Annotated in this window: 19 protein-coding genes; 11 read left to right on the top strand and 8 right to left on the bottom strand. The window is 73.0% G+C overall.

What is annotated here, in order from left to right:
• Positions 1–82: 82 nt before the first annotated feature.
• The 3 genes from J4557_RS10925 to lanL are packed head-to-tail and all read right to left on the bottom strand — an operon-like array spanning position 83 to position 5,015.
• Positions 83–241, bottom strand: a complete 159-nt coding sequence (locus J4557_RS10925) for a VenA family class IV lanthipeptide (RefSeq protein ID WP_208266368.1) — start codon at positions 239–241, stop codon at positions 83–85.
• A 5-nt stretch (positions 242–246) separates the two neighbouring features.
• Positions 247–2,199, bottom strand: coding sequence for a S9 family peptidase (locus J4557_RS51620; RefSeq protein WP_208266369.1), 1,953 nt, complete (start codon positions 2,197–2,199; stop codon positions 247–249).
• On the bottom strand, positions 2,196–5,015 hold the full coding sequence (gene lanL, locus J4557_RS10935) for a class IV lanthionine synthetase LanL (protein ID WP_208266370.1): 2,820 nt from the start codon (positions 5,013–5,015) through the stop codon (positions 2,196–2,198). The genes J4557_RS51620 and lanL overlap by 4 nt, the downstream gene beginning before the upstream one ends.
• A gap of 825 nt (positions 5,016–5,840) precedes the next feature.
• Here lanL and J4557_RS10940 point away from each other — a divergent pair.
• The 7 genes from J4557_RS10940 (at position 5,841) to J4557_RS10970 (ending at position 15,230) form a co-directional block, all read left to right on the top strand.
• The gene (locus J4557_RS10940) at positions 5,841–7,406 is read left to right on the top strand and encodes an ABC transporter substrate-binding protein (RefSeq protein ID WP_243775565.1); all 1,566 of its coding nucleotides are present in this window, start codon (positions 5,841–5,843) and stop codon (positions 7,404–7,406) included.
• Entirely contained in the window at positions 7,407–8,390 is a 984-nt protein-coding gene (locus J4557_RS10945; protein WP_208266371.1) for an ABC transporter permease, read from the top strand.
• Positions 8,380–9,270: an ABC transporter permease gene (locus tag J4557_RS10950; RefSeq protein WP_208266372.1), complete on the top strand. Its 891-nt coding sequence runs from the start codon at positions 8,380–8,382 to the stop codon at positions 9,268–9,270. The genes J4557_RS10945 and J4557_RS10950 overlap by 11 nt, the downstream gene beginning before the upstream one ends.
• Positions 9,264–10,748: an ABC transporter ATP-binding protein gene (locus J4557_RS51625; protein WP_208266373.1), complete on the top strand. Its 1,485-nt coding sequence runs from the start codon at positions 9,264–9,266 to the stop codon at positions 10,746–10,748. The genes J4557_RS10950 and J4557_RS51625 overlap by 7 nt, the downstream gene beginning before the upstream one ends.
• Before the next feature lie 116 nt (positions 10,749–10,864).
• Positions 10,865–13,681: a glycoside hydrolase family 2 protein gene (locus tag J4557_RS10960; RefSeq protein WP_208266374.1), complete on the top strand. Its 2,817-nt coding sequence runs from the start codon at positions 10,865–10,867 to the stop codon at positions 13,679–13,681.
• Between the two features lie 86 nt (positions 13,682–13,767).
• Entirely contained in the window at positions 13,768–14,373 is a 606-nt protein-coding gene (locus J4557_RS10965) for a TetR/AcrR family transcriptional regulator (RefSeq protein ID WP_208266375.1), read from the top strand.
• Between the two features lie 89 nt (positions 14,374–14,462).
• Entirely contained in the window at positions 14,463–15,230 is a 768-nt protein-coding gene (locus tag J4557_RS10970) for an SDR family NAD(P)-dependent oxidoreductase (RefSeq protein WP_208266376.1), read from the top strand.
• 9 nt (positions 15,231–15,239) lie between these two features.
• Here the strand turns inward: J4557_RS10970 and J4557_RS10975 are convergent, their stop codons facing one another.
• The 3 genes from J4557_RS10975 to J4557_RS10985 form a co-directional block, all read right to left on the bottom strand.
• The gene (locus tag J4557_RS10975) at positions 15,240–16,145 is read right to left on the bottom strand and encodes an aldo/keto reductase (RefSeq protein WP_243775566.1); all 906 of its coding nucleotides are present in this window, start codon (positions 16,143–16,145) and stop codon (positions 15,240–15,242) included.
• A gap of 66 nt (positions 16,146–16,211) precedes the next feature.
• On the bottom strand, positions 16,212–16,724 hold the full coding sequence (lepB, locus tag J4557_RS10980) for a signal peptidase I (RefSeq protein WP_208266377.1): 513 nt from the start codon (positions 16,722–16,724) through the stop codon (positions 16,212–16,214).
• 128 nt (positions 16,725–16,852) lie between these two features.
• Positions 16,853–17,266 carry a VOC family protein gene (locus J4557_RS10985; RefSeq protein ID WP_208266378.1) on the bottom strand — a complete coding sequence of 138 codons (414 nt, stop codon included), beginning with the start codon at positions 17,264–17,266 and terminating at the stop codon, positions 16,853–16,855.
• Between the two features lie 128 nt (positions 17,267–17,394).
• Here J4557_RS10985 and J4557_RS10990 point away from each other — a divergent pair, with 128 nt between their 5' ends.
• The 3 genes from J4557_RS10990 to J4557_RS11000 all read left to right on the top strand — a co-directional run bounded on the left by J4557_RS10990 (position 17,395) and on the right by J4557_RS11000 (position 20,299).
• Positions 17,395–18,267 (top strand): sigma-70 family RNA polymerase sigma factor, encoded by an 873-nt coding sequence (locus J4557_RS10990; RefSeq protein WP_208266379.1) that lies wholly within the window; start codon positions 17,395–17,397, stop codon positions 18,265–18,267.
• A 162-nt stretch (positions 18,268–18,429) separates the two neighbouring features.
• Positions 18,430–18,633, top strand: coding sequence for a DUF7489 domain-containing protein (locus J4557_RS10995; RefSeq protein ID WP_208266380.1), 204 nt, complete (start codon positions 18,430–18,432; stop codon positions 18,631–18,633).
• Positions 18,634–18,850: 217 nt separating this feature from the next.
• Positions 18,851–20,299 carry a beta-N-acetylhexosaminidase gene (locus J4557_RS11000; RefSeq protein ID WP_307799638.1) on the top strand — a complete coding sequence of 483 codons (1,449 nt, stop codon included), beginning with the start codon at positions 18,851–18,853 and terminating at the stop codon, positions 20,297–20,299.
• Positions 20,300–20,303: 4 nt separating this feature from the next.
• Here the strand turns inward: J4557_RS11000 and J4557_RS11005 are convergent, their stop codons facing one another.
• Complete coding sequence (locus J4557_RS11005) at positions 20,304–21,278, bottom strand: MBL fold metallo-hydrolase (RefSeq protein WP_208266382.1); 975 nt, start codon at positions 21,276–21,278, stop codon at positions 20,304–20,306.
• 68 nt (positions 21,279–21,346) lie between these two features.
• On the opposite strand from J4557_RS11005, the gene J4557_RS11010 reads away from it, so the two are divergent.
• Positions 21,347–21,607 (top strand): hypothetical protein, encoded by a 261-nt coding sequence (locus J4557_RS11010; protein ID WP_208266383.1) that lies wholly within the window; start codon positions 21,347–21,349, stop codon positions 21,605–21,607.
• A 202-nt stretch (positions 21,608–21,809) separates the two neighbouring features.
• On the opposite strand, the gene J4557_RS11015 is transcribed toward J4557_RS11010, so the two are convergent.
• Entirely contained in the window at positions 21,810–22,724 is a 915-nt protein-coding gene (locus tag J4557_RS11015) for a hypothetical protein (protein WP_208266384.1), read from the bottom strand.
• Positions 22,725–22,926: the final 202 nt, after the last annotated feature.

The raw sequence follows: 22,926 nt of genomic DNA on the forward strand, positions 1-22,926 counted from the left end.
ACCGGCCTTCCGGCCGGCCCGTGACCGGTGTCAGCGGACGGGGATCACCTCGGGCGCCCCGGTCCGCGGTAGGTGCCGGGCATCAGGCGCAGGAGACGCCGATGCACACGGTGTTCAGCAGGGTCAGCAGGCCGGTGCACGCGCACGTGCCGCTGAGCTGGACGCCCTCGATCTCGATCGGGTCGGTCTCGGGCAGCTCCTGAAGCTCCGCCACGAGGTCGCCCTCGAAGATGTTCTCCATTCGGTTCACCTCCCTTCGCTGGTCGTCGCCGAGACCCGCTCCGCCGCGAGGCAGAAGCGGACCACCGCCGTCCGGAGGACCGGGGACCATGCCTGGACGACGGCGGTGTGCCCGTCGTCGACCTCGATGTAGTCGAGGCCGGCCCCTTCGGTCCTGCCGAGTTCGAGGAGGCGCCGCCGCAGCGCCCGGGAGTGCGCGACGGGGATGACCTCGTCGCGGGTCCCGTGCGCCAGCAGCAGCGGCGCCGTGAGCGCGGCGCACGCGCGCAGGACGTCGCGTCCCGCGCCGAGCGCTCCGCCGCCTTGCTCCGTGCCGCCGTGCTCTGTTCCGGCGGGCTCCGTGCCGCCGCCGGGCCGGGCGAGCCGCGCGACCCGGTCCCGGACGGGGGCGGGCGCGTCGTGGTACAGGCCGTCGGCGGAGGTGAACGGCGCGAGCGCCGCGCAGCCCGACCACAGGTCCGGGCCGTGGCAGGCGGCCAGCAGCGCGAGGAACGCGCCGTAGCTGCCGCCGAGCACGACCGGCTCCGGCAGCCCCGCGTCCCGCCGGGGGAGGGCGATGCCGCGCGCCAGGTGGAGGACGTCCTCCAGGTCGGGGCCGCCCCAGTCGCCGATCACCGCGCGCAGGTGCCGCGCGCCGTAGCCGGTGCTGCCGCGCTGGTTGGGCGCCACCACCGCGATGCCGGCGGCGGCGAGGTGCTGGAACAGCGGGTCGAACTCGAACCGCCACGCCGCCAGCGGCCCGCCGTGCAGCGCCAGCACCAGGTGGCGCCGCTCGCGCCAGCGGGGACCGCCGTACACGATCGCCTCGATCGGTCCCGCCGGGCCCGCCAGCTCGACCAGGTCGGCGTTCCGCCAGTCCGCCGCGACGTCGGGCGCCCGCCGCACCGGCGCCCAGCCCGCGAGCGGCGGACGGTGCGCCGTCGCCAGCGTCGGCGGCAGGTGCGGCGCCGAGAACCGCAGGTGGATGCGGTCGCCCGTCCACGAGGCGGGCGGCCCCGCCGTCCCGGGCGGGACGGCCACCGGCGTGACCCGGTCGTCCGCCCGGTCGTGCACCAGCAGCCGGGACACGGCGCCCGACACCTCGCTCAGCAGCAGGTGCGCGCCGGTGTCGTCGAAGGTCAGCGGGACCATGCCGCCACCGGCACGGTTGAGCGCGGCGGGGAACCGGACGCGCCCGCCGCCGGGCGACCACAGCCCGATCCGCAGGGCGCCGGTCCACTCGGCGCCGGGAAGGCCGGTGGTCACCGCGAGCGTCCCCGAGCGGCGGTCGCGGGCGACGATCCGGTCCGCCGTCGTGGCCGCCACCGACCAGACCCGCCGCCAGGAGCGTTCGCGCAGGTCGACGGCTATCCCGTCGGCGCGGTGGTCCGCCGACGCCTGATCGAGGGCCAGCGTGCGCCCGTCGTCGAGCCAGACGCCGCCCGACAGCGTGCCGGGCACCGCCATGACCGGTTCGAGCCGGCCGGTGGCGAGCGACAGCTCCCAGATCCGCGACCGGTGCTCGTCCTCCACGGTCACGAGGACGACGGTCTGCGGGGCGCCCGGGCTCGCCAGCGCGTACCCGGCGAGCATCGACGGGATCCACCACGACCGCCCGACGGTCGTGCCGCCGTGCCCGGCCTGCGCCGCGACCACCGTTCCGTGGCCGGCGGGCGTCCCCTGGGCGTCGACCTCGGGGCGGACGACGAGGAGGCGGCCGTCGTCCAGCGGCAGCGGGCGGCTGTGCCGGTCGACGGGCTCCCGGCGGCCGGGACCGGAGGCGACGGTCCCGCCGCCGAACACCCGCCGGGACGGCACGGCGCGGGCGAGGTTCCACCGCTCCAGCGTCACGTCGTCGTCGACGGCGCTCAGGCAGGCGGCCCACCGGCCGCCGGCGGAGAAGGCGAGGCCGAACCGGGTCGGGATCCCCGGAAGGGCGGGCACGGCCGGGTCGGCGGTGCCGTGCGCGGTCCCGTTCACGGGGCGGACCCCCGCACGGCCGCGCCGGCCACCGCGTCCCCGGCCGCGCCCGGCGCGGGCGCGGCGTCGGCCATCCAGAGCCGTTCCGCGCCGTACCGCAGCCGGACCAGGAAGGCCAGCACCCCGCTCAGCCCCTCACCCCAGCTCGTCGAGACGTCGCCGCGCTCGTCGGGCAGGACGATCCCCCCGTCGCGGTGCGCGCCGTCGGCGATGATGATCCGGGCGAGCCGCCAGGCGGCGGCCCGGTGCCGGGCGTCGCCGGTGAGGTCGGCCATGTCGAGCAGGAAGTCGCCGTTGCCCGCCAGGCCGTGGCACTGCCCGAGCACCGAGCGCCAGGACTGCTCGGTCACCGCGCGGGCGGACAGGTCGGCCGCCCGCAGGAACCGCTCCTCGCCGGTGGCGGCGCCGAGCCGGACGAGGAACGTCCCGATCCCGGACGCGCCGTGGCACCAGTACGGCGCGGTGGGCGGGTCGCCGGTCCCGGCGCCCCACATCGCCGAGCGCGGCGTGACGACCGCCGCGTCCAGCAGGCCGTCCCCGACCCGGACCGCCAGCTCGCGGTGCTCGGCGCGCCCGGTCGCCTCCGCGCAGGCGAGCAGGAAGTACCCGACGCCCGCGATGCCGTGCGCGAACCCGTAGTACGACTTGCCCGCCAGCTTCGACTCCACGTGGGCGGGCGTCCGCCAGACGAGCCCGTCCGGGCCCTCCTCGACCGAGGCGGCCAGCGCGTCGGCGGCGGCCAGGGCGCGCTCGGCGAACAGCGGCCGGCCGGTCCGGGCCCACAGGTGCAGGGCGGTCAGGCCGATGCCCGCGGTGCCGTGGGTGACGTCGGGCCCGGGAGCGGCGGCGGGGAGCGCCTCCGCCACCGCGACGGCCTCCTCGGCCAGCCCCTCGTCGCCGAGCGCCAGGCCCGCGTCGAGCAGCGCCCACGCGGCGCCGGCCGTCCCGAAGTACAGGCCGGACGGCCGCCGGGTGCCGTCCCGCAGGCGGTCCAGCATCCAGCGCGACGCCGTGGCGGACGCGTCCGGGAGGCGCGGATCGCCGGTGTGCCGCATGTACCGCACCAGCGCGCCGGTGCATCCGGCGGCGCCGTGCTGGAGGCTGCACGGGTCCGGCGCGCCGTGCGCGCAGGACATCGGCCACAGCGCCTGCGGCGACTCCGGTTCCATGGCGGCGAGCAGCTGCCCGGTGATGCCCTTGACGGTCTGCTCGCACGCCTCCCGCAGCCACTCGGGCGCGTCCTCGCCGGGGTCGGCGTCCTCGCCGGCGGCGTGCCGGCGGGCCGTCCCGGCCCGCCGGGCCTGGGGCGGGACGGGGGACGGCGCGCACGAGGCCAGGACGGAGCGGGCCCGCGCCGGCGTGCAGCGGCGCCCGGGGTCGTCCGCCATCAGCTCCACGAGCACCGCCCGCAGGGACTCGGGCAGGTCCAGGCCCTGGGTGCGGGCCGCCAGCCATTCGGTGAGCCGCCGCGTCAGCGGCCGGGGGCGCGGGTGCTCCTCCATGAAGTGGGGCGGCCCGCCGGTGAGGACGTAGCACAGCGTCGCGCCGAGGCTGTAGTAGTCCGCCGTCGCGTGGGGCGGCGCGCCGCCGAACTGCTCCGGCGCGCTGAAGGCGGGGGTGCCCGCGCGCAGCGGCACGTCCTCGTCGCCGCCGTCCACCGCGGCCAGTTCGAGGTCGATCAGCACCGGCGTGCCGTCCGGGCGCACCATGACGTTGTTGGGGTTGAAGTCGCGCAGGACGAGCCCGGCGGCGTGCGCCTCGATCATCAGGTCGGCCAGCCGGCGCGCCATGCCGAGCGCCGGAGCGAGGTGCGGGCCCCAGCCGGCGTCGCGGATGGAATCGGCCGTCCATTCCCGCAGCGGCGTTCCCGGAATCATCTCCTGCGCGAGGAAGAGGTGCCCGTTCTGGGGGAACAATCCGGCCGAGCGGGGCGCGAGTCTCCGGCCCTGAAGCCGTTCGAGCGCGCGGGCCTCGGCGCGCAGCCGGTCCCGGGTGTCGCGTCCCTCCATATCGGCGGCGACATGCGGACGTGCTTCCTTGAGCACCATCGCGTCACCACTGCGGACGTCCACGGCGCGGTAAACTCCACCCTTGTTGGTGTGGCGGATCGCGTTCTCGACCGCGAAGCGCCCGCCGATCACGATGTCCTTTCGGGAACCGCCTTCCGGGCGGGTGACCCGCATGCCGTTGTCGGGAAAGGGACAGGTCACCCAAGGGGGAGGTGTGTAGCGGCCGATGCGCCGATCCTCGACCGGATTCCCGTCCGGGTCGATGATCATCCAGGCGTAGAATCCGTCATTGGTGAGACGCCGGTCCTCGGTGAAGGCGCCGTAGCGGTAATGGACGAGGCTGTCCGTCGCGTAGGGCCGGTCGGAAAGGATGCGCGGGCCCGGCAGGCCGGCCGTCGCCTCGTGCAGCGCGGCGGCGAGCCGGACGGCCTCGTCATCACTTTCGGGATAGACCGTGACGAACTTGCCCGAATGGCCGCGCGGTGTGTTGCGCGCGTTGAGGGCCGCGACGTAGTCGGTCGTGGCGGCGAACTTGAACGCCGAGCCGGCCTGGAGGAGGACCTCCAGGCATCGCCGGAGGATCTCGGGCGCCGCCGCCGGGGTGGCCGTGACGTGCAGTTTCCACCCCTGCGGGCGGTGGGGCGCCCCGTCGGGGGCGACGGTGCACCACATGCCGGCCCGGCCGGTGCGCCACCGCTCCGGGGCGGGCGCCCGACCGATCGCCGCCGCGAGGAGATCGGTGAGAGCCGTGTCCTCGTCCGCCGCCTCGGGGGCAGCCGAGAAGACACTGAAATTGAAATCCACCATGAGGATCTCCGCTCTCATTGCGCGTTTAGAGTGCCGCCCTACGCGCGCAAAGATCGAATGCCGCCTTGATCGGGTTCGCCTCTCCCGGTGCCGGCCGGAACTTCTCGGCGAACGGGAACACGTTAACCACGGACCCGCCGAGAAATCCAGAGGCTCGAATAACAAATCAAACCTACCGGATTGGTTGTGAACATTCTTCCGTCGCATTAAGGGTCGTGACCGGTGTGGCTCGTGTGACGTGGGAGGCGGTAACTGACCGCAAGAGGAACGCCATGGGGGTTGACCGGAGGCCCTTGCGTACTTTGATCTCGACAGCGCAGTTATGATCGAGTTGCTGTCCGCATTCGGCCGCGCGATCGGCGAAAGCGCAGCTAGGCGGGCTCTTTAGCGCACCACCTCGGGGCTCTTCGGCGCACTCCCGCATGCCGCGAACAGATCGTCTTCCCGCGGCCGGCGGGCTCCGATGTGGCCGAATGCAATTCTATTGCCCTAATTTATCCGGATTGTCGGTCTAGATCGGGACATGCGGGCCGCAGGTCGCTCCCTATTCCGATCGCTCCGTTCACCTTTCGCGGCGTCGGCGGGCCGACGGAAAGAAGGATGGACCGCGCCAGGAAAACGGATCCGCTGCGCCGCTCCGGGGCCTGGCCGGCGCGACCGATCCCCGGGACGGCCGGACGCGGCCCCTCGCACGGCCGGGCTCAGTTCGGCCCGCACGGCCGGACGCGGCCTCGCCCGCACGGTGCCCCGTGGACGCTCCGTGCCGTGCCGTCCGGTCAGATGCGAAGAACTCGCTACTGCGAAGAGTTTGCAATAATGCGCCGCATGGTGAAACGTCCTCTGATGGCAGGGATGGCCGCCGTCCTGGCGGCCTCGGTCGCGTCCGCGTGCGGGCAGGGCGGCGGGCCCGCGTCCGGCGGGAAGGACGGGGCGCTCACCTACGCGGTCGGGGACGAGCCGGAGACGTTCAACCCCGGGCTGCAGGACGAGCACACCGACCCGGTGACCGAACTCGTGTTCCGCGGGCTGACCAGGCACGACAAGGACAACAGGGTCGTCCCGGCGCTGGCGCGGTCGTGGACGGTCGCGCCCGACGGCAGGACGTACACGTTCGCGCTGCGGCCGGGCGTCACCTGGCAGGACGGCAGGCCGTTCACCTCCGGGGACGTGAAGTTCACCATCGAGAGCGTCCGCGACGCGGGGGCCGGCTCGCCGCTGTCGCGCGACTTCTCGAGGGTGAGATCGATCGAGACGCCCGACGCGGCCACGGTGCGGCTCGTCCTCGACGAGCCGTTCGCGCCGATGCTGGACGCGGTGTCGATGGGCATGCTGCCGAAGCACCTGCTCCAGGGGAAGAAGCTCACCGACCCCGGGTTCGGGCGGCGCCCCGTCGGCACCGGCCCGTTCACCCTCACCACCTACAAGCCCGGCCAGTACGCGGAGCTGACCGCGTTCGACGGCTACTACGAGGGCAGGCCGGGGCTGAAGAAGGTCGTCGTCAAGTACGTCCCGGACGACTCGGCGCGGCTGATCCAGCTGCGCAACGGCGAGGTGGACGCCGCGAACCTCGCGCCGCAGCAGGCGGGCAGGGCCGGCGGGCACCGGCTGGAGGTGTACCCGACCGCCGACTACCGGGCGCTCATGTTCAACATGAGGGACCCGGTGTTCGCCGACCGCCGGGTGCGGCAGGCGATGAACCACGCCGTCGACCGCGACGCCATCACCAGGAGCGTCGTCCTCGGCTACGGCACCCCGGCGAAGGGGCCGCTGGACACGAGCCCGTACGCCGCCGCGCCCGGGTTCGCGTTCGATCCCGCCAGGGCGGCGTCCTTGATGAAGGACGCCGGGTACGCCAGGAACGCCCAAGGGCTGTGGGCGAAGAACGGCAGGACCGTGAAGTTCGAGCTGACCACCTTCGCCGAGGACTCGCTGCGCGTCGCGATCCTGAACGTGTCCGCCACGCAGCTCAGGCAGCAGGGGTTCGACGTCGACCCGCGCCCGCGCCCGCGCGACTGGGTGCGCAAGCACTGGGGCGACCTGCAGGGCATGGTGGTCGGCTGGGGCACCCCCTACGACCCGGACTCCTCGGTCTACGGGCCGTTCGCCTCGTCGCAGGCGCTCGCCAAGGGCGGCTCCAACTACGGCTCCTACAGCAACCCCACCGCGGACAAGGCACTGGAGGACGGCCGCTCGACCCTCGACCCCGCCGGGAGGAAGGCCGCCTACACCGCGTTCCAGCAGGCGCTGCAGGACGACCCGCCGTTCGTGTGGATCTCCTACCTCAAGACGATCAACGCCGTCCCGAAGAACCTGGCCGGGCCCGCCCCGCGCACGCTGGGCCACCACGGCTACGGGTTCTTCTGGAACGCCGAGACCTGGCGCTACAACTAGATGGCGCTCCGTGCGGTCCGCCGGGTCGCGACGGCCGCGCTGGTCGTCGCCGCCCTGTCGGCGGTGTGCTTCGGGCTCCTGGACGCCGCGCCCGGCGACCCGGCCGCGTCGGTGCTGGAGTCGCGGTCGGGCGGGCGCCCGCCGTCCCCGGCGGCGGTCGCCGAACTGCGCGCGGAGATGGGTCTCGACGACCCGCCGCCCGTCCGGTACTGGCGGTGGGCGTCGCACGCCCTGCGCGGTGACCTCGGCACCTCGTACATGTCGGGACGGCCGGTCACCGAGACGCTGGGCGACACCGTCCCGTGGACGCTGCTCCTCACCGGCGCCGCCGTGCTGCTGAGCTTCGCCGCCGCCCTCGCGGTCGGCCTCGTCGCCGCGCTCACCCGCCGGGCCTGGCTCCGGCACGGCATCGACCTCCTCCTGTTCGTGATGGGCGGCATGCCGGGGTTCGTCGTCGCGCTGCTGCTGCTGTACGCGTTCGCGGGGGCGACGCACCTGATGCCGTCCGGCGGGGTCAGCCGCCCGGGGGAGCCGGTCACCGCGTACGGGCTGCTCGCCCACCTGGTGCTGCCGGCCTGCGCGCTCGCGTTCGGTCACCACTTCGGGGTGTACGTGCGGCTGGTGGAGAGCGGCGTCGGACGGCTCCGGGACGCGCCGCACGTGCAGAACGCCCGCGTCCGGGGCCTGCCCCGGCGGACCGTCGTCGCCCGGCACCTCATGCGGCCGGGGCTGGTGCCGTTCACCGCCCGGCTCGGCGTCGGCGCCGGCACGCTGGCCGGGGGCGTCTACGCCACCGAGGTCATCTTCTCCTGGCCCGGCATGGGCCGCGAGGCCGTCACCGCCGCCCGCGCCCAGGACTACCCGCTGCTCATCGCCATCGTGCTGGTCACCGGCCTCATCGTGCTCGCCGCGAACCTGGCCGCCGAGCTGTTCGTCGCGGCGCTGGACCCCCGAGCCCGGACGGGACGCGCCGATGCCGCCTGACGCCCCCGCCCCGGCCCGCGTCCCCGCCGCCACCCGCGTGCGCGGGCTGCTCGCCGTCCGGGTGCGGCCCCGGCGCCCCGCGCTGCTCGCCGCCGTCGCCGTGCTCGCCGCGCTGGCGCTGCTCGCCGCCCTCGCGCCGCTGCTCACCCCGCTCGACCCGGTCGCCACCGACACGTCCGCGACGTCGCTGAAGCCCGGCTCGCCCGGGCATCCGCTCGGCACCGACCTGCTCGGCCGCGACCTGTGGACCCGGATGCTCCACGGCGCCCGCACGTCCCTGCTGGTCGGGCTCACCGCCGCCGCGACCGCGGTCGGGCTCGGGCTGCTCCTCGGCGGGCTCGCCGCGATCGCGCCGCGCCGGCTCGACGGCCTCATCGCCCGCACCGCCGACGTGCTGCTCGCCCTGCCGCTGCCGGTCATCGTGCTCGCGCTCGCCGCCGTGGCGGGCCCGTCCCTCGGCCTCGTGGTCGCGGCGATCGCGCTGACGAGCTGGATGCCGGTCGCGCTGATCGTCCGCGCCGAGCTGCGCGGCCGCCGCGAGCGCCTGTACGTCCGCGCCGCCTACGCGCTCGGCCTGTCCCGGTGGCAGGTGATGTGGCGGCACCTGCTGCCCGGCGCGCTGCCGCCCGTCGCGTCCGTCGCCGCGTTCGAGGTCGGTCACGCCGTGCTGACCGAGTCCACGCTCGGCTTCCTCGGCCTCGGCGTCCCGCCGAACCGGCCGAGCTGGGGCACCCTGCTCACCGAGGCGCAGTCGCACCTGCTCACCGGCGAGTGGTACACCGTCGCGATCCCGGCGGCGGCCGTCGTCGCCACCCTCATCGCGGTCAACGTCGTCGCCGGCGCGGTCGCCGGTCCCTCCGGCGAAGGCAGGACGTGGTGACGACCGGCGGCCTCGCCGGCACCGGGCTCACCGTGTCCGGGCTCACCGTGGACGTCCCCGGACGCCGCGTCGTGCACGGCATCGACCTCGCCGTCCCGGCCGGGCGCGTCCTCGCGCTCGTCGGGCCGAGCGGCAGCGGCAAGACCCTCACCGCCCGCGCCGTCGCGGGCCTGCACCCGCACGGCGGGACCGTCCTGGTCAACGGCCGTCCTCCCGTCCGCGGGCGGGACGTCGGGTACGCCTTCCAGGACGCGCTCGCCTCGCTCAACCCGACCGTCACCGTCCGGCGGCACCTCACCGAGACCGTCAAGGCCCACGGCACGGGAGACCCCGCCGCCGCGCCGGCCCGTTTCGGCCTCGATCCGGCGCTCGCCGCCGCGCACCCCTTCGAGCTGTCCGGCGGGCAGGCGCAGCGGGTCGCGCTCGCCCTCGCCACCGTGCACGAACCGCCCGTCCTCATCGCCGACGAGGTCACCACCGCGCTCGACCCGGTCACCCGGGCGGCCGTGCTCGACCTCGTCCGCGCGCAGGCCCGCGACCGCGCCGTCCTCCTCATCACCCACGACCTGACCGCCGCCGCGCGCTGGGCCGACGACATCGCCGTCATGCGCGACGGCCGCATCGTCGAGCACGGGCCCGCCGCGCGGATCCTCGGCGACCCGCGAAGCGACCTCGCGCGGGACCTGGTCGCCGCCGCCACGGCCGCGCCCCCTCCACCCGGCGTTCCACCGGCGGCGGGCGACGGCGAAGCCGTGTCCGTCCGGGGCCTGCGGCGCGTCCTGCGGTCCCGGCGCCGCACGACCGTCGCGCTGGACGGCGCCGGCCTGGCCGTCCGTCCCGGCGAGTCCGTCGCGATCGTCGGGCGCAGCGGCTCCGGCAAGTCGACGCTCGTCGGCGCCCTCGCCGCGCTCGACCGTCCCGACGCCGGCACCGTCCTGCGCGGCGGCCGCGACGTCTGGGCGCTGCGCGACCGCGAGCGGCGCGCCGTCCGCCGCCGGACCGGCCTGGTCTTCCAGGACCCGCTCGCCTCCTTCGACCCCCGGCACACCGTCCGGCAGGCCATCGCGCAGGCCGGTCCCTACGACGACGAGTTGCTGCGCTACGTCGGCCTCGACCCCGCCATGGCGGCGCGGCGCCCCGCCACCCTGTCGGGCGGCGAGTGCCAGCGCGTCGCGATCGCGCGGGCGCTCGCGCAGCGGCCGGACGTGCTGCTCGCCGACGAGCCCACCAGCGGCCTGGACGTCCTCACCGAGGAGCGCGTCCTGCGGCTGCTGGGCCGCCTGCGCCGCGACCACGGCATCACGATCGCGCTGGTCACCCATGACCTGCGCGTCGCCCGCCGCGTCGCCGACCGGGTCGTCGTCCTGCACGCCGGACGGATCGTCGATGACCTGCCCGCGCACGCCCTCGACGACGCGACCCACCCCGAGACCAGGCGTCTCCTGGACGCCACCGCCCTCACCGCGAAGTGGGCCTAGCACTACCCCCATTGGCGTCCTGGCCCTACGGCCCGGCGGGTGCCCCCGGACCGAGCATGAACGCATCGGCCGCCGGGAAGCGCCCGGCTCCCGCCGCACGAAGGAGTGACGGACACATGAGCGGGTCCAGGACTCGAACCACGGCGCTGTGCGCCGCCCTCGCCCTCGCCGGGACGCTGGCCCCCGCGATGCCGGCGCACGCCTTCACCGGGCACCGGCCCGCCGCGCAGCGGATCCGGGCGTCCGGGACGACGGAGCTGACCTCCGGCTGGGCGATCCGGTCGTCCGCCGACACCCGCGACACCGGTGCCGAGATCTCCAAACCGGACTACCGGGCGAAGGGCTGGCTGCCGCTGTCCCGGCCCGAGACGCTGATGGCGGGCCTGCTGGAGAACGGCCGCTACCCGAACATCTTCGACAACGACACCATGAAGAAGGTCCCGGCCGAGCAGTTCGACGCGAACTGGTGGTACCGCGAGCAGCTCACCGTCCACCCCCGCAAGGGCGGCCGCACGTTCCTGGTGATGAACGGCGTCTCCGGGAAGGCCGACCTTTGGATCAACGGGAAGAAGATCGCCGGAGGCGCGCAGCTCCAGGGCTCGTACGCGCGCCTGGAGTACGACATCACGCCGTACGTCCGGGACGGCGCGAACGCCATCGCGCTCGACGTCTCCCGCAACGACGAGGACATCACCAAGTTCGACACGCCCATGCGGTACCTGACCCAGAACCAGGTCGACTGGAACCCCATGGCGCCCGACCAGAACACCGGTCTGCAGTACGCGCCGCAGATCGTCCAGGAGGGCCCGGTCTCGGTCCGCAACGCGCACGTCCTGCAGGACAACGCCTCCGACCTGTCCACTGCCGACCTGACCGTGAAGGCCGACGTGCGCAACAACACCGGGACGCCGCAGCGGGTGACCGTGTCCGGGACGGTGTCGCACGGCTCCACCCGCATCGCCTGCAAGGCCACCGTGACGGTGCCCGCGCACGCGACCCGCACCGTCGCGATCACCAAGGCGGACTGCCCCGGCCTGCACCTGGAGCACCCGGCGGTGTGGTGGCCGTACCAGATGGGCGACCAGCCGATGTACCACCTCGCGCTGGACGCGTCCGTGGGCGGAACCGTCTCCAGCACCGCCGCCGAGGACTTCGGCATCCGGACGGTGACGTCGCGGCTCACCAAGCCCGTCCCCGGCAAGACCCACGGCAAGGACGGCTACCGGCAGTTCATCGTCAACGGCAAGCCGCTGGTCATCCGGGGCGGCGGATGGTCGCCGGACCTCTTCCTGCGCTACTCCCCGTCCAACGTCTCCGACCAGATCTCCTACATCCGGAACATGGGCCTGAACGCGGTCCGGTTCGAGGGCAACTTCCCGCCCGACGACATGTTCGCCCAGCTCGACCGCGCGGGCGTCCTCGCCATGCCGGGCTGGCAGTGCTGCGCGCTGTGGGAGGGCAAGTCGTCCACCTGGTCGGACGACGTCAAGGCCAACGCGTCCAACCAGGCCGGCACGATGGCGGAGCGGCTCCGCGACCACCCGAGCGTCTTCACCTTCTTCCAGGGCAGCGACGACGCGCCCGACGCGGAGAAGGAGGCCCTCTTCCTGAAGGCGTTCGAGCGGGCCGACTTCCGGCTCCCGCAGGTCGCCGCGGCCGAGTACAAGTCGTCGCCCAAGCTCGGGCCCGCCGGCACCAAGGAGGGCGGCTACAACTACTTCCCGCCGAACGCCCTGTGGAACAACCGGCGCGAGACCGTCAACACCGACGACCCGACGCTCAGCATGACCGGCAGCGCCTGGGGGTTCGACACCGAGGTCAGCACCGGGAACACCATCCCGACGCAGGACTCGCTCAACCGCTTCCTCAGCGCCGCCGAGCAGAAGAAGATCTGGGACCCGGCGACCGCGCAGGGCCAGACCGCCGGCCAGGACATGTACCACACGTTCTTCTACTCCGACTACACGCGCCTGTCCCGGATGGGCGTCTACAACACCCCGCTGTGGCACCGGTACGGCCCCTGGAAGGACGCCGGCTCGTACCAGAAGACCGTCCAGCTCGGTGAGTACGAGGTCACCCGCGCGCAGTTCGAGTCGTACATCGGCAACTCCACCGACAAGGCGAACCCCAGCACCGGGATCATCTACTGGATGCTGAACAAGGCGTGGCCGTCGCTCCAGTGGAGCATGTACGGCTCCGACTTCGACCAGCCGGGCGTCTACTTCGGCGCGAAGAAGGCCAACGAGCCCGTCCACGTCATGTACTCCTACGACGACGGCTCCATCAAGGTCGCCAACCTCACCGGCGCCCGCCAGGACGGCCTGCGCGCCACCGCGCAGATCATCGACCTCGACGGCAGGGTCCGCGCCACCGCGAGCGCCCCCGTCGGAGCGCTGGGCAGCCAGGACGTCCGGACCGTCCTGCGCCCGAAGGTCCCCGCCGGGATCTCCAAGACCTACTTCGAGAAGCTCACCCTCACCCGCGGCTCCGAGGTCGTCAGCCGCAACGTGTACTGGCTGTCCACCAAGGCCGACCAGGTCGACTGGCCGAAGACGCACGCGCCCGGCCAGTACACCCCGTCCAACGGGTTCGCGGTCTTCCAGAAGGACGGCTACGCCGACCTGACCGGGCTGCGCGCCCTCAAGCCCGCCGACGTCAGGGTCCAGGCCACCACCCGCCGCGAGGGCGGCGAGATGGTGACGAGCGTGACCGTCCGCAACGTCGGCCACGGCGGCACCCCGGCCCTGTTCACGCGGGCCGACCTGTTCGCCGGGGGGAAGCAGGTGCTGCCGATCCGCTGGAGCGACAACGACGTCACGCTCTGGCCGGGCGAGCAGCAGACGATCACCGCCCGCTACGCCGCCACGTCCGGTAAGCCCGACGTGCGCGTCAACGGCCTCAACGTCCCCGACCAGACCCGCCACACCGGCTGACCTGGGCACGAAGGCCGGACGGGGCCCGTCCCCGCCCGGCCTTCCGCGTTAGATTGGACTTTCCGGTCCACTCCAGGGAGGCGTGCATGGCGGCGAAGCTGACGGCGAAGGGGCGGGCCACCCGGGACCGGATCGTCGAGGGCGCGGCCCAGGTGGTGCGCGAGAGGGGCGTGGCGTTCGCCACCCTCGAAGACATCATGGCGCGCACCCGCGCCAGCAAGAGCCAGCTGTTCCACTACTTCCCCGCGGGCAAGGACGAGCTGCTGCTCGCGATCGCCCAGCACGAAGCCGACCAGGTCCTCGAAGACCAGCAGCCCTACCTCGGACGGCTGGACTCCTGGGACGCGTGGAGCCGGTGGCGCGACGTCGTCGTCCGCCGCTACGAGGAGCAGGGCGACCAGTGCCCCCTCGGCTCGCTGTTCCTGCAGGTCGGCCGCGCCACCCCCGGAGCACGCGCCATCGTGGTGGAGCTCATGGACCAGTGGCAGGCGAGCCTCGCCGCCGGCATCCGCGCCCTGCAGGCCGCGGGCCACCTGCCCGCCGGCGTCGACGCCGGCCAGCGCGCGGCGGCGCTGCTGGCGGGCATCCAGGGCGGCGTCGCGATCCTGCAGTCCACCGGCCGGTCGTCCCACCTCCGCGCCGCCCTCGACCAGGCGATCGGCGACCTGCGGCGGCTGGCGGACCCCCGCTGACTTTTTGGACTTGCGGGTCCATTTTTTCCCTTGCACAGTGGCTGTGCCGCGGAACGGCCGCGACACCGAACGACCTGTTGAGGGGGCACATGATGAACGGACGTTTGCAGGGCAGGCGAGCACTGGTGACCGGCTCGACGAGCAACATCGGCCGGGCCATCGCCGAGGCGTTCGCCGCCGAGGGCGCGCACGTCGTCGTGTCCGGCCGCAGCGCCGACCGCGGCAAGGACGTCGTGGAGGGCATCCGCGCACGCGGCGGCCGGGCCGACTTCGTCCAGGCGGACCTGGACGGCACCGCCGAGGCGTCGCGCGCCCTGGCCCGCGACGCCGTGGCCGTGCTCGGCGGCGGCATCGACGTCCTGGTCAACAACGCCGGCATCTACCCCGGCGACGCCACGGCGGACACCGACGAGCAGACCTTCGACCGGGTCTACGCGGTCAACGTGAAGGCCCCGTTCTTCCTGACCGCGGTGATCGCCCCCGCCATGGCCGAGGCCGGCGGCGGCGCGATCATCAACCTCGGCTCGTGGATCGCGCGCCTGGGCGTCCCCGTCGGCGCGCTCTACAGCTCCACCAAGGGCGCGATGGAGACCCTCACCCGCGCCTCGGCCGCCGAGTTCGGCCCCCGGGGCGTCCGCGTGAACGCGATCTCCCCGGGCGTCATCCTGGAGCCCTCGCCCGGCGAGCCGAGCCCGGGCGAGGTCATGATGAACGGCACCCCCGCCGGCACCCTGGGCGACCCGCGGGCCATCGCCCACGCCGCCGTCTACCTCGCCGCCGAGGAGTCCGCCTTCGTCCACGGCATCACCCTGGACGTCGACGGCGGCCGGACCACCACCGCCGTCATAGCCGCCTGACGCCGCGACTCAACGGGGGCTCGGGCTGGGCGCCAGGGCGGTGAGGTCGTCGGGGGTCAGGCGGATGGCGCCGGCGGCGATGTTCTGCTCCAGGTGGCCGACGTCGCCGGTGCCGGGGATCGCCAGGACGTGCGGGCCCTGGTGCAGCGTCCAAGCCAGGCGGATCTGCGCGGGGGACGCCCCGTGTGCGCGCGCGACGGCGTTGGTCGCCGGGTCGTCGTCGCCGGACAGACCCGCCAGGCGGCGGGTGCCCGCCAGCGAATAGAACGGGACGAACGCGATGCCCTGCTCGCCGCAGAGGCGCAGCATCTCCTCCTGCTCGGGGAAGGCACCGACGCCGTACGGGTTCTGGACGCAGACGACCGGTGCGATGGCCTGCGCCTCCGCCAGGTGGTGCGGCCGGACGTTCGACAGCCCGAGATGCCGGATCAGCCCGGCCCGGCGCAGCTCGGCGAGCGCGCCGAACCGCTCGGCGAACCTGTCGTGGTCGTCGTTCACGCGCAGGTTGACCAGGTCCAGGTGGTCGCGGCCGAGCTGGCGGAGGTTCTCCTCGACCTGGCCGCGCAGCGCGTCCGCCGTCATCGCGTGCGGCGCCCACCGCCCGGACGCGTCCCGCGCCGGCCCGACCTTGGTGGCGATCACGAGGCCGTCCGGGTAGGGCGACAGCGCGCTGTTGATCAGCTCGTTCGCCGACCGCAGCGCCGAGAAGTAGAAGGCGGCGGTGTCGATGTGGTCCACGCCGAGCTCGACCGCCCGCCGCAGCACCGCGACCGCCTGCCCGCGGTCGCGCGGCACGGCGTCCGGGACGAGCGCCGTACCGGTCTGCGGCAGCCGCATCGCACCGAACCCGAGCCGGTTCACCACCAGGTCGCCGAGCCGCCAGGTGCCCGCCGCATCGATCATGTTCGAGTCCATGCCGGGATGATCACGTCCGGCCGAGGGCGACCGCCATTGATTCACGCCTGCGCGAAACCTCGGGCCCTACTTGAGAACGGCCACGCCGACGACGGCCGCCGCCGGAACGGTGCCGTACCCGCCGTCGCCGAGGTGGTACCGCGAGTCCGCCGAGGACTCCCGGTTGTCGCCCATGAGCCAGAGCCGCCCCGCCGGCACGGAGACCGCCCCGAAAGGCGACTCGCGGGTGCCCGCCGCGAGGTACGGCTCGGCCAGCGCGGCGCCGTTGAGCACGACCCGGCCATCCGGCGAGCAGCACGCGATCCGGTCGCCCGGGATCGCCACGACCCGCTTGACCTGGGCCGTGTCGCGCCCCCCGAGCCAGGACGGCATGGAGAAGACGACGACGTCACCGCGCTTCGGCTTGTAGCCGCCGTGGTCCACCGGACGCGCGTCGAAGGTCTGCCCCGCACGGATGGTCGGCTCCATCGCCACACTGGGGTCGCTGTACCGGTGGTACCCGTGCACCGCCGAACTCGCCGCGCCGCATCCCGCCACCAGCCATGGAACCGCCGCCACCGCGACCACCCGCCTCCACATGGCCGCCCATGCTACTGACCCACCTCACCCCAACACCCCCGAATCCACCCACCGCCGCCGGTGGTCGGCCCTCGACGGCTCCGGCGAGCGCGCGCGCCGTGCGCGCCCGCCGGAGCCCTTGCCGGTCGTTACTCCGCGTACGGCTGGTCCTTGCCCTGGGCGCTGTAGGCGAGGCTCCAGACGTAGCCGTCCGGGTCCGCGAAGGTCCCGCCGTACCCGCCCCACGGCAGGGCGCCGGCGGGCTTGAGGACGGTGGCGCCGGCCTTCTCGGCCTCCGACATGACCTCGTCGACCCGCGCCTCGCTGCGGACGACGTAGGTGAGGACCAGCCCGCTGAAGCCGCTGCCCTCCGGGCTCGTGCCCACCTGCTCGGCCAGGCCCTCCCGGCCGTAGAAGCCGACGGGCGAGGCCCCGTCCGACTCGAAGAACACCGAGATCCCGTAGTCGTTCTTGATCTTCCAGCCGAGTCCCTCGGTGTAGAACCGCTTGGCCCCGTCCATGTCCCGGACGCCGAGGAGGATCGAGCTGACGTGCGCCTTCATGCCTGTTCTCCCTTGTGTTCGCGCTTGCGGCGACCGCCGCGGACCGGCCGGTCGGACGTCCGGACGTCACATCGGCGCGGTCTCGCCGGTCAATCGGTATGACAGGCCCCGACGGAGGAACGTGACGAATGGTCCAGCAGGAGTGGCTGAGCGAGCAGTTCACCGAGCATCAGGACCGGCTGCGCGCGGTGGCGTACCGGATGCTCGGCTCGTCCGGCGAGGCCGAGGACGCCGTTCAGGAGGCGTGGCTGCGGGTCGGCCGCGCCGACACCGGCCAGGTGGAGAACCCGGCCGGGTGGCTCACCACGATCGTCGCCCGCGTCTGCCTGAACATGCTCGAGGCGCGCCGGGCGCGGCGCGAGGAGTCGGCCGGGGCGCTGCCGCCCGAGCCGGCCGCGCCGCAGCCGGGCGTCCGGCCGGCCGTTCACGACCGTCCCGAGGACGAGGCGCTGCTGGCCGACTCGGTCGGCGTCGCCCTGACGGTGGTGCTGGACACGCTGGCGCCCGCCGAGCGGCTCGCGTTCGTCCTGCACGACGTGTTCGCCGTGCCGTTCGGCGAGATCGGCCCCATCATCGACCGCTCCCCGGTGGCGGCCCGGCAGCTCGCCAGCCGGGCCCGGCGGCGGGTGCAGGGGGCGGCCCAGGCGTCCGACGCCGCCCGGTCCGGCAAGAAGGAGATCGTCGAGGCGTTCCTGGCCGCCTCCCGGAGCGGCGATTTCACAGCCCTGCTGGAGTTGCTCGACCCGGACGCCGTGGTCAGCGAGATCCGCGGCGCCCACGAGGTGGCGGCGTTCTTCGCCGGACGGGCGCGAGGGGCCCGGCTCGCCCTCGTCGACGGCGTCCCCGCGGCGGTCTGGACCCGCCGCGGCCGGCCCATGGCCCTCTTCTCGTTCACCGTCGCCGACGGGAAGATCACGCGCATCGTCATCGACGGAGACCCGGACCGGCTCCGCGACCTCGACATCGTCTACCTGCGCACCAGCGGCGAACCGCTCCGTTGACGGCCTGCGACTTCGGTAGGGGCCGCACGGCCTCTCCGCCTAAAGTCGCATCCGCAAGACCCGACACGGGGCTGATGCCCGGGCCTTCGCGCGTCCCTAACCTGGTCACAGGAATCAAGGAACGGCGTCACCGAGGGCGGGCATATGTTCAGGTCACGGCGAATGCGCAAGAACGAGGCGTGGGAAGGCGTCGTCACCGCCAAATCCCGCAACGCGCCGGACGGGTCGAATCTCTACCACTATCTCGAGGTCGCCTTCACCGACGGCAAGACCAAGAAGATCCGCGTCAAGGGCCCGCTCTGGGACTCGCTGCGCGCCGGTGACCGGATCATCAAGCACCCCGGCTCCGATCCCGCGAAGAAATAGCACTGCCGCGATACCCGGAATCGCCGTATCCGCTGAACCGCTGCGCGATCGAGCCGGAGATCTCGGTCCGCTCGGCGACCTGCGCGCAGCCGCCCGGCCGCCCTGGTGAACAGATGACTTCTATGGGGAAACTGGGTGCGTGGCGTCTGAGCTGAACCTGATACCAGCCCCGGACCGGGTCGAACGGACCGGCGGGGCCGGTCCATTCAGCGGGGATGTGCGTACCGATCTCGACCCGTCGCTGGGACCGGAGGCGTACCGGCTCACCGTGTCGGCCGACGGTGCCGAGATCGTGGGCGGTGATGAGGCGGGCGTCTTCTGGGGGCGTCAGACCTTGCGGCAGATGCTGGGGCCGGAGGCCTTCCGCCGCGCACCAAGCGCGCGGGGGCCGGTCAGCGTGCCGTACGTGACCGTCGAGGACCGGCCGCGTTTCGCCTGGCGGGGCTTCATGCTCGACGTCGCGCGGCACTTCCTGCCCAAGGACGATGTGCTGCGCTACGTCGACCTGCTGGCCGCGCACAAGCTGAACGTGCTGCACCTGCATCTCACCGACGACCAGGGATGGCGGGTCGAGATCCGCCGCCACCCCCGGCTGACCGAGACCGGCGCCTGGCGGCGGCGCACCCGCCTTGGCTGGGGGGAGCCGGCGCTCTGGGACGAACGGCCGCACGGCGGCTTCTACACCCAGGACGATCTGCGCGAGATCGTCGCGTACGCGGCGGAGCGGCACGTCACCGTCGTGCCCGAGATCGACCTTCCAGGCCATTCCCAGGCCGCCATCGCCGCCTACCCCGAACTGGGGAACACCGACGTCGCCGGCACCGCCGCGCTGGAGGTGTGGACCGACTGGGGCATCAACCGCAACGTGCTGGCCCCCACCGACGCCGTGGTGCGCTTCTACGAGGACGTCCTGGACGAAGTGCTGGCGATCTTTCCCGGCCGGTTCGTCCACATCGGCGGGGACGAATGCCTCAAGGACCAGTGGCGCGAGTCGCCCACGGCCCAGGCCCGCATCCGGGAACTCGGGCTCGAGAACGAAGAGGATCTCCAATCGTGGATGATCCGCCACTTCGCCCGCTGGCTCGCCACGCGGGGCCGGCGCCTCATCGGCTGGGACGAGATCCTGGAGGGCGGCCTGGCGGACGGCGCCGCCGTCATGTGCTGGCGGTGGTACTCGGGCGGGATCGCCGCAGCGGAGGCCGGCCACAGTGTGGTGATGTGCCCGCAGCAGGAGGTCTACCTCGACCACGCCCAGGCCCACGGCCCGGAAGAGCCCGTGCCGTTCGGATGGGTCCACACGCTCGAGGACGTCTACCGGTTCGAACCCGTACCGCCCCGGCTGGCCGGTACGCCCCACGCGGACAACATCATCGGTGCACAGGCGAACCTGTGGACCGAGGTCGCCGAGGACCGCGGCCGGGTGGACTACCAGGCGTTCCCCCGCCTCGTCGCGTTCGCCGAAGTGGCCTGGTCACGGTTACCGGGCCCGGACCAGCGCGACTTCGAGGACTTCGAGCGCCGGATGAACGGGGCGCATTACGCCCGCCTGGACGCGCTGGGCGTCGGGTACCGCCCGCCCGGCGGCCCGCACCCGTGGCAGCAGCGTCCCGGCATCCCGGGACGGATGCACAACAAACCGCGCAAGACCTGGCGGATGGCGGACTGACCCCTCAGAGCCCGCTGTGCTGGTGCTGCTCCGGCAGGTGGCTTTCCGGGTGCACCCACAGCAGGACGTTGCCCGGCCGCCCGCCTTCCGTCTCCTCGAAGAACGCGAGGATCTCCCGGTCCGAGTAGCGCAGGCTGAAATGCGTCAGGACGAACAGGGTCCGCGGATGAGCCTCGATCACCGGCCTGAGCCGGCTCCACACCGTGTGCCCGACCCGGTTCGCGCGGTCCGACTCGGCGTCGTCCAGGAAGGTGCACTCGGTGATGACGACCGGATAATCGAAGAGCCACGGATTTCGCTCGAACACGTTCACGTGCGTGTCACCGAGGAACGCGAACAGCGGCCGGTCGACCGCACCGTCGACCTCGACGCCGTCCCTGCGCCGCCGGGCCATGATCTGGCCGAATTCCCCGCCCCGCCCCTCTTCCACCAGGGACCGCCGCAGCTCTTCGAACTTCGGCAGCAGCGCCTTGCGCCGCTCCGAGAACGCGTATCCCACACAGGGCACCTTGTGTTCGCACTCCACGACCCGCACGTGGTGCCCGCGGCGCCCGAAGAGGAACTCATCGCCTTGCCGCACGCCGTGCAGGCGGTGGCCCTTCGCCAACGCCGGGTCGAATCCCGGCCCATGGTTCAGTTCGGCGGACGCACGCAGGTAGGACTCCACGTTGGACACCGCCTCAGCGGGCAGGTAGATGTCCGCGCCGGACGCCTTGGACGCCAGGAAATCGAGGTCCTTGGAGTGATCGTGGTGGGTGTGGGTCAGGAAGACCGTGTCCACCTGCCGCCCTTCACAAAGCCCTGCGTCGAGGCTGCACCGCAGCTCGGGGATGTGGAAGAAGGTCTTGTCGTTCGCGCGGGAGTAGCCGGTGAGCGTCAGCTCGGTGCCGGGAATCCGCCATGTCTTCCACTGCCGGAAGGGATGCCCCCGTTCAAGCAGCTCGGGGTGCTCAGGCCGTTGCTCCGGGACCCGCATCATCGAGGGCGCCTTTCCAAGACCGGTCGTGGACGGCGCTTACCCGCCGCGGACAAACGTCCGCAATCGTAATGGCCGACCTGACCCGGAGCGCCATGATTTTCAGGCGGCGGAACGCCCGCGACGCGGCGCACGCCGTTTCCCTCTCCGAGGCGAGCGCCCGCAGCCACGTGATCGCGGTGGACGCCGGCTCCGGCCCGGCAGGGCGCCGAGGTCGTCGACTGACAGAGATGTCGGTTACGGCGGCGCTCTCGCTCATCGCGGCGTACCGCGACGCCTCGGCGAGCGAAGCTCTCCGACGCCTTCGCCGTGGTGCCGTAATGCTGACCTGACCTCCCATTCCCGTGTTCTCAGGATCTGTGTCGCCCTACTTCCGTCTTCACGTGGCCGATCGTCGGTGCTACCGTCCTCCAATAACCGACACCACTGTAGGTTAGGTGTCCGGGAGGGCAGGCGAGGTGATCGTCCGGATTCGATCCTCGAGCATCGCGCGATCGCGCCGCGTCCCGCCGCGACCCGGCCTCCGCGGCGTGATCACGGGCCTGGACTCCGTCGCCGGTTCCCTGGCCCGATGCCCGCTCCCGGAACCTCGATGGCGAGGAGAAGCGCAGCATGGAACTGGGACATTGGGCGACGATCGTCGCGTTCCTGTCGACCGGCGCCTGTTTCGTCGGCATGGCGTTCCTGAAGACCGCCACGAGCCGGATGCCGCCGCTGCACGGCGCGCGGCCCTTCGCGCTCGCCGCCGCGATGCTCTCGAGCCCGACCTGGGCGATCGGCTTCACCGTCATCGGAGTGGGATTCGGGTACAGTGCCGTCGAGACGAGCAGCATTTGCGGGTTGGCCGTCATGATGACGAGGAATCCGACGAATGACCAGGCGGCAGCGCTGAAACGCGATCTGTATCTGCCCTGCGGCCAGCGCGGTCGCAGCGATGAACAGGTAGGGGTCGGGGGAGGCGGCGATGTCGTCGAGTGGGGCCTTGACCGTCGCCATGCCCGTGAGCGCGACCTCGCCCGCGCCGATCAGCATCCCGGCGCTGATCCCGTAGGTGATGCCGCTGAGCGGCCGTTCGTGCGCGCCCTTGCGCCTCAGGTCGCTGACCAGGAACAGGACGGCGGGAAAGGCGAGCGAGGGGAAGATCGCGGCCAACAGCAGCAGCGCTTCCGGCGCCCGGTCGAAGGAGTGCGCGCTACCGGCGGCGCGGGCGTAAAGGACGGTGGCCGCAGCGGCGAGCGCCATGCAGACCGCTTCACGGCGGCCGAGCCGTTCACCCAGGCCGATGCCTGCGATGAGGGGCAGGAGCACCAGTCCGGCGAGCATCGCGGGCTGGACGGCGGACAACGGGAGCGCCATGAGTGCGGTGAACTGCAGCCGGGGACGGATGGGAACCTCGAGCCGCGCCCTGGCAAGCCTGACGGGCGGTCTGCTGTTGAATCTCGCGGCCATCTGGTTCCTCCCCCGTCACGAGCGGACCAGGCCCACTCGGCCGTCCGGGCGCACATCCGGTGACAGGGCCGTGCCCTCCGCGTTGGGCCCGGACCCGGACATGCGATTTCCCAGGAGGCCTTCCGGGCAAGGTGTGGTCGGTTCGGAACGCCTCCCTGTTGCCCCTCCGGAGCATGGCCCGTTCGCCATGAAGCCACCGAGC

It is taken from the genome of Actinomadura nitritigenes, from assembly GCF_017573545.1.
Lineage (GTDB): Bacteria > Actinomycetota > Actinomycetes > Streptosporangiales > Streptosporangiaceae > Spirillospora > Spirillospora nitritigenes.

Bases quoted from the DNA above. Each gene is read 5' to 3' on its own strand.
- J4557_RS11015 (WP_208266384.1), bottom strand. From the start codon at position 22,724: ATGGCCGCGAGATTCAACAGCAGACCGCCCGTCAGGCTTGCCAGGGCG.
- lanL (WP_208266370.1), bottom strand. From the start codon at position 5,015: ATGGTGGATTTCAATTTCAGTGTCTTCTCGGCTGCCCCCGAGGCGGCG.
- J4557_RS10950 (WP_208266372.1), top strand. From the start codon at position 8,380: ATGCCGCCTGACGCCCCCGCCCCGGCCCGCGTCCCCGCCGCCACCCGC.
- J4557_RS10960 (WP_208266374.1), top strand. From the start codon at position 10,865: ATGAGCGGGTCCAGGACTCGAACCACGGCGCTGTGCGCCGCCCTCGCC.
- J4557_RS10995 (WP_208266380.1), top strand. From the start codon at position 18,430: ATGCGCAAGAACGAGGCGTGGGAAGGCGTCGTCACCGCCAAATCCCGC.
- J4557_RS10940 (WP_243775565.1), top strand. From the start codon at position 5,841: ATGGTGAAACGTCCTCTGATGGCAGGGATGGCCGCCGTCCTGGCGGCC.
- J4557_RS10970 (WP_208266376.1), top strand. From the start codon at position 14,463: ATGATGAACGGACGTTTGCAGGGCAGGCGAGCACTGGTGACCGGCTCG.
- J4557_RS10975 (WP_243775566.1), bottom strand. From the start codon at position 16,145: ATGGACTCGAACATGATCGATGCGGCGGGCACCTGGCGGCTCGGCGAC.
- J4557_RS11005 (WP_208266382.1), bottom strand. From the start codon at position 21,278: ATGATGCGGGTCCCGGAGCAACGGCCTGAGCACCCCGAGCTGCTTGAA.
- J4557_RS10925 (WP_208266368.1), bottom strand. From the start codon at position 241: ATGGAGAACATCTTCGAGGGCGACCTCGTGGCGGAGCTTCAGGAGCTG.
- J4557_RS10965 (WP_208266375.1), top strand. From the start codon at position 13,768: ATGGCGGCGAAGCTGACGGCGAAGGGGCGGGCCACCCGGGACCGGATC.
- lepB (WP_208266377.1), bottom strand. From the start codon at position 16,724: ATGTGGAGGCGGGTGGTCGCGGTGGCGGCGGTTCCATGGCTGGTGGCG.
- J4557_RS10990 (WP_208266379.1), top strand. From the start codon at position 17,395: ATGGTCCAGCAGGAGTGGCTGAGCGAGCAGTTCACCGAGCATCAGGAC.
- J4557_RS10985 (WP_208266378.1), bottom strand. From the start codon at position 17,266: ATGAAGGCGCACGTCAGCTCGATCCTCCTCGGCGTCCGGGACATGGAC.
- J4557_RS10945 (WP_208266371.1), top strand. From the start codon at position 7,407: ATGGCGCTCCGTGCGGTCCGCCGGGTCGCGACGGCCGCGCTGGTCGTC.
- J4557_RS11010 (WP_208266383.1), top strand. From the start codon at position 21,347: ATGGCCGACCTGACCCGGAGCGCCATGATTTTCAGGCGGCGGAACGCC.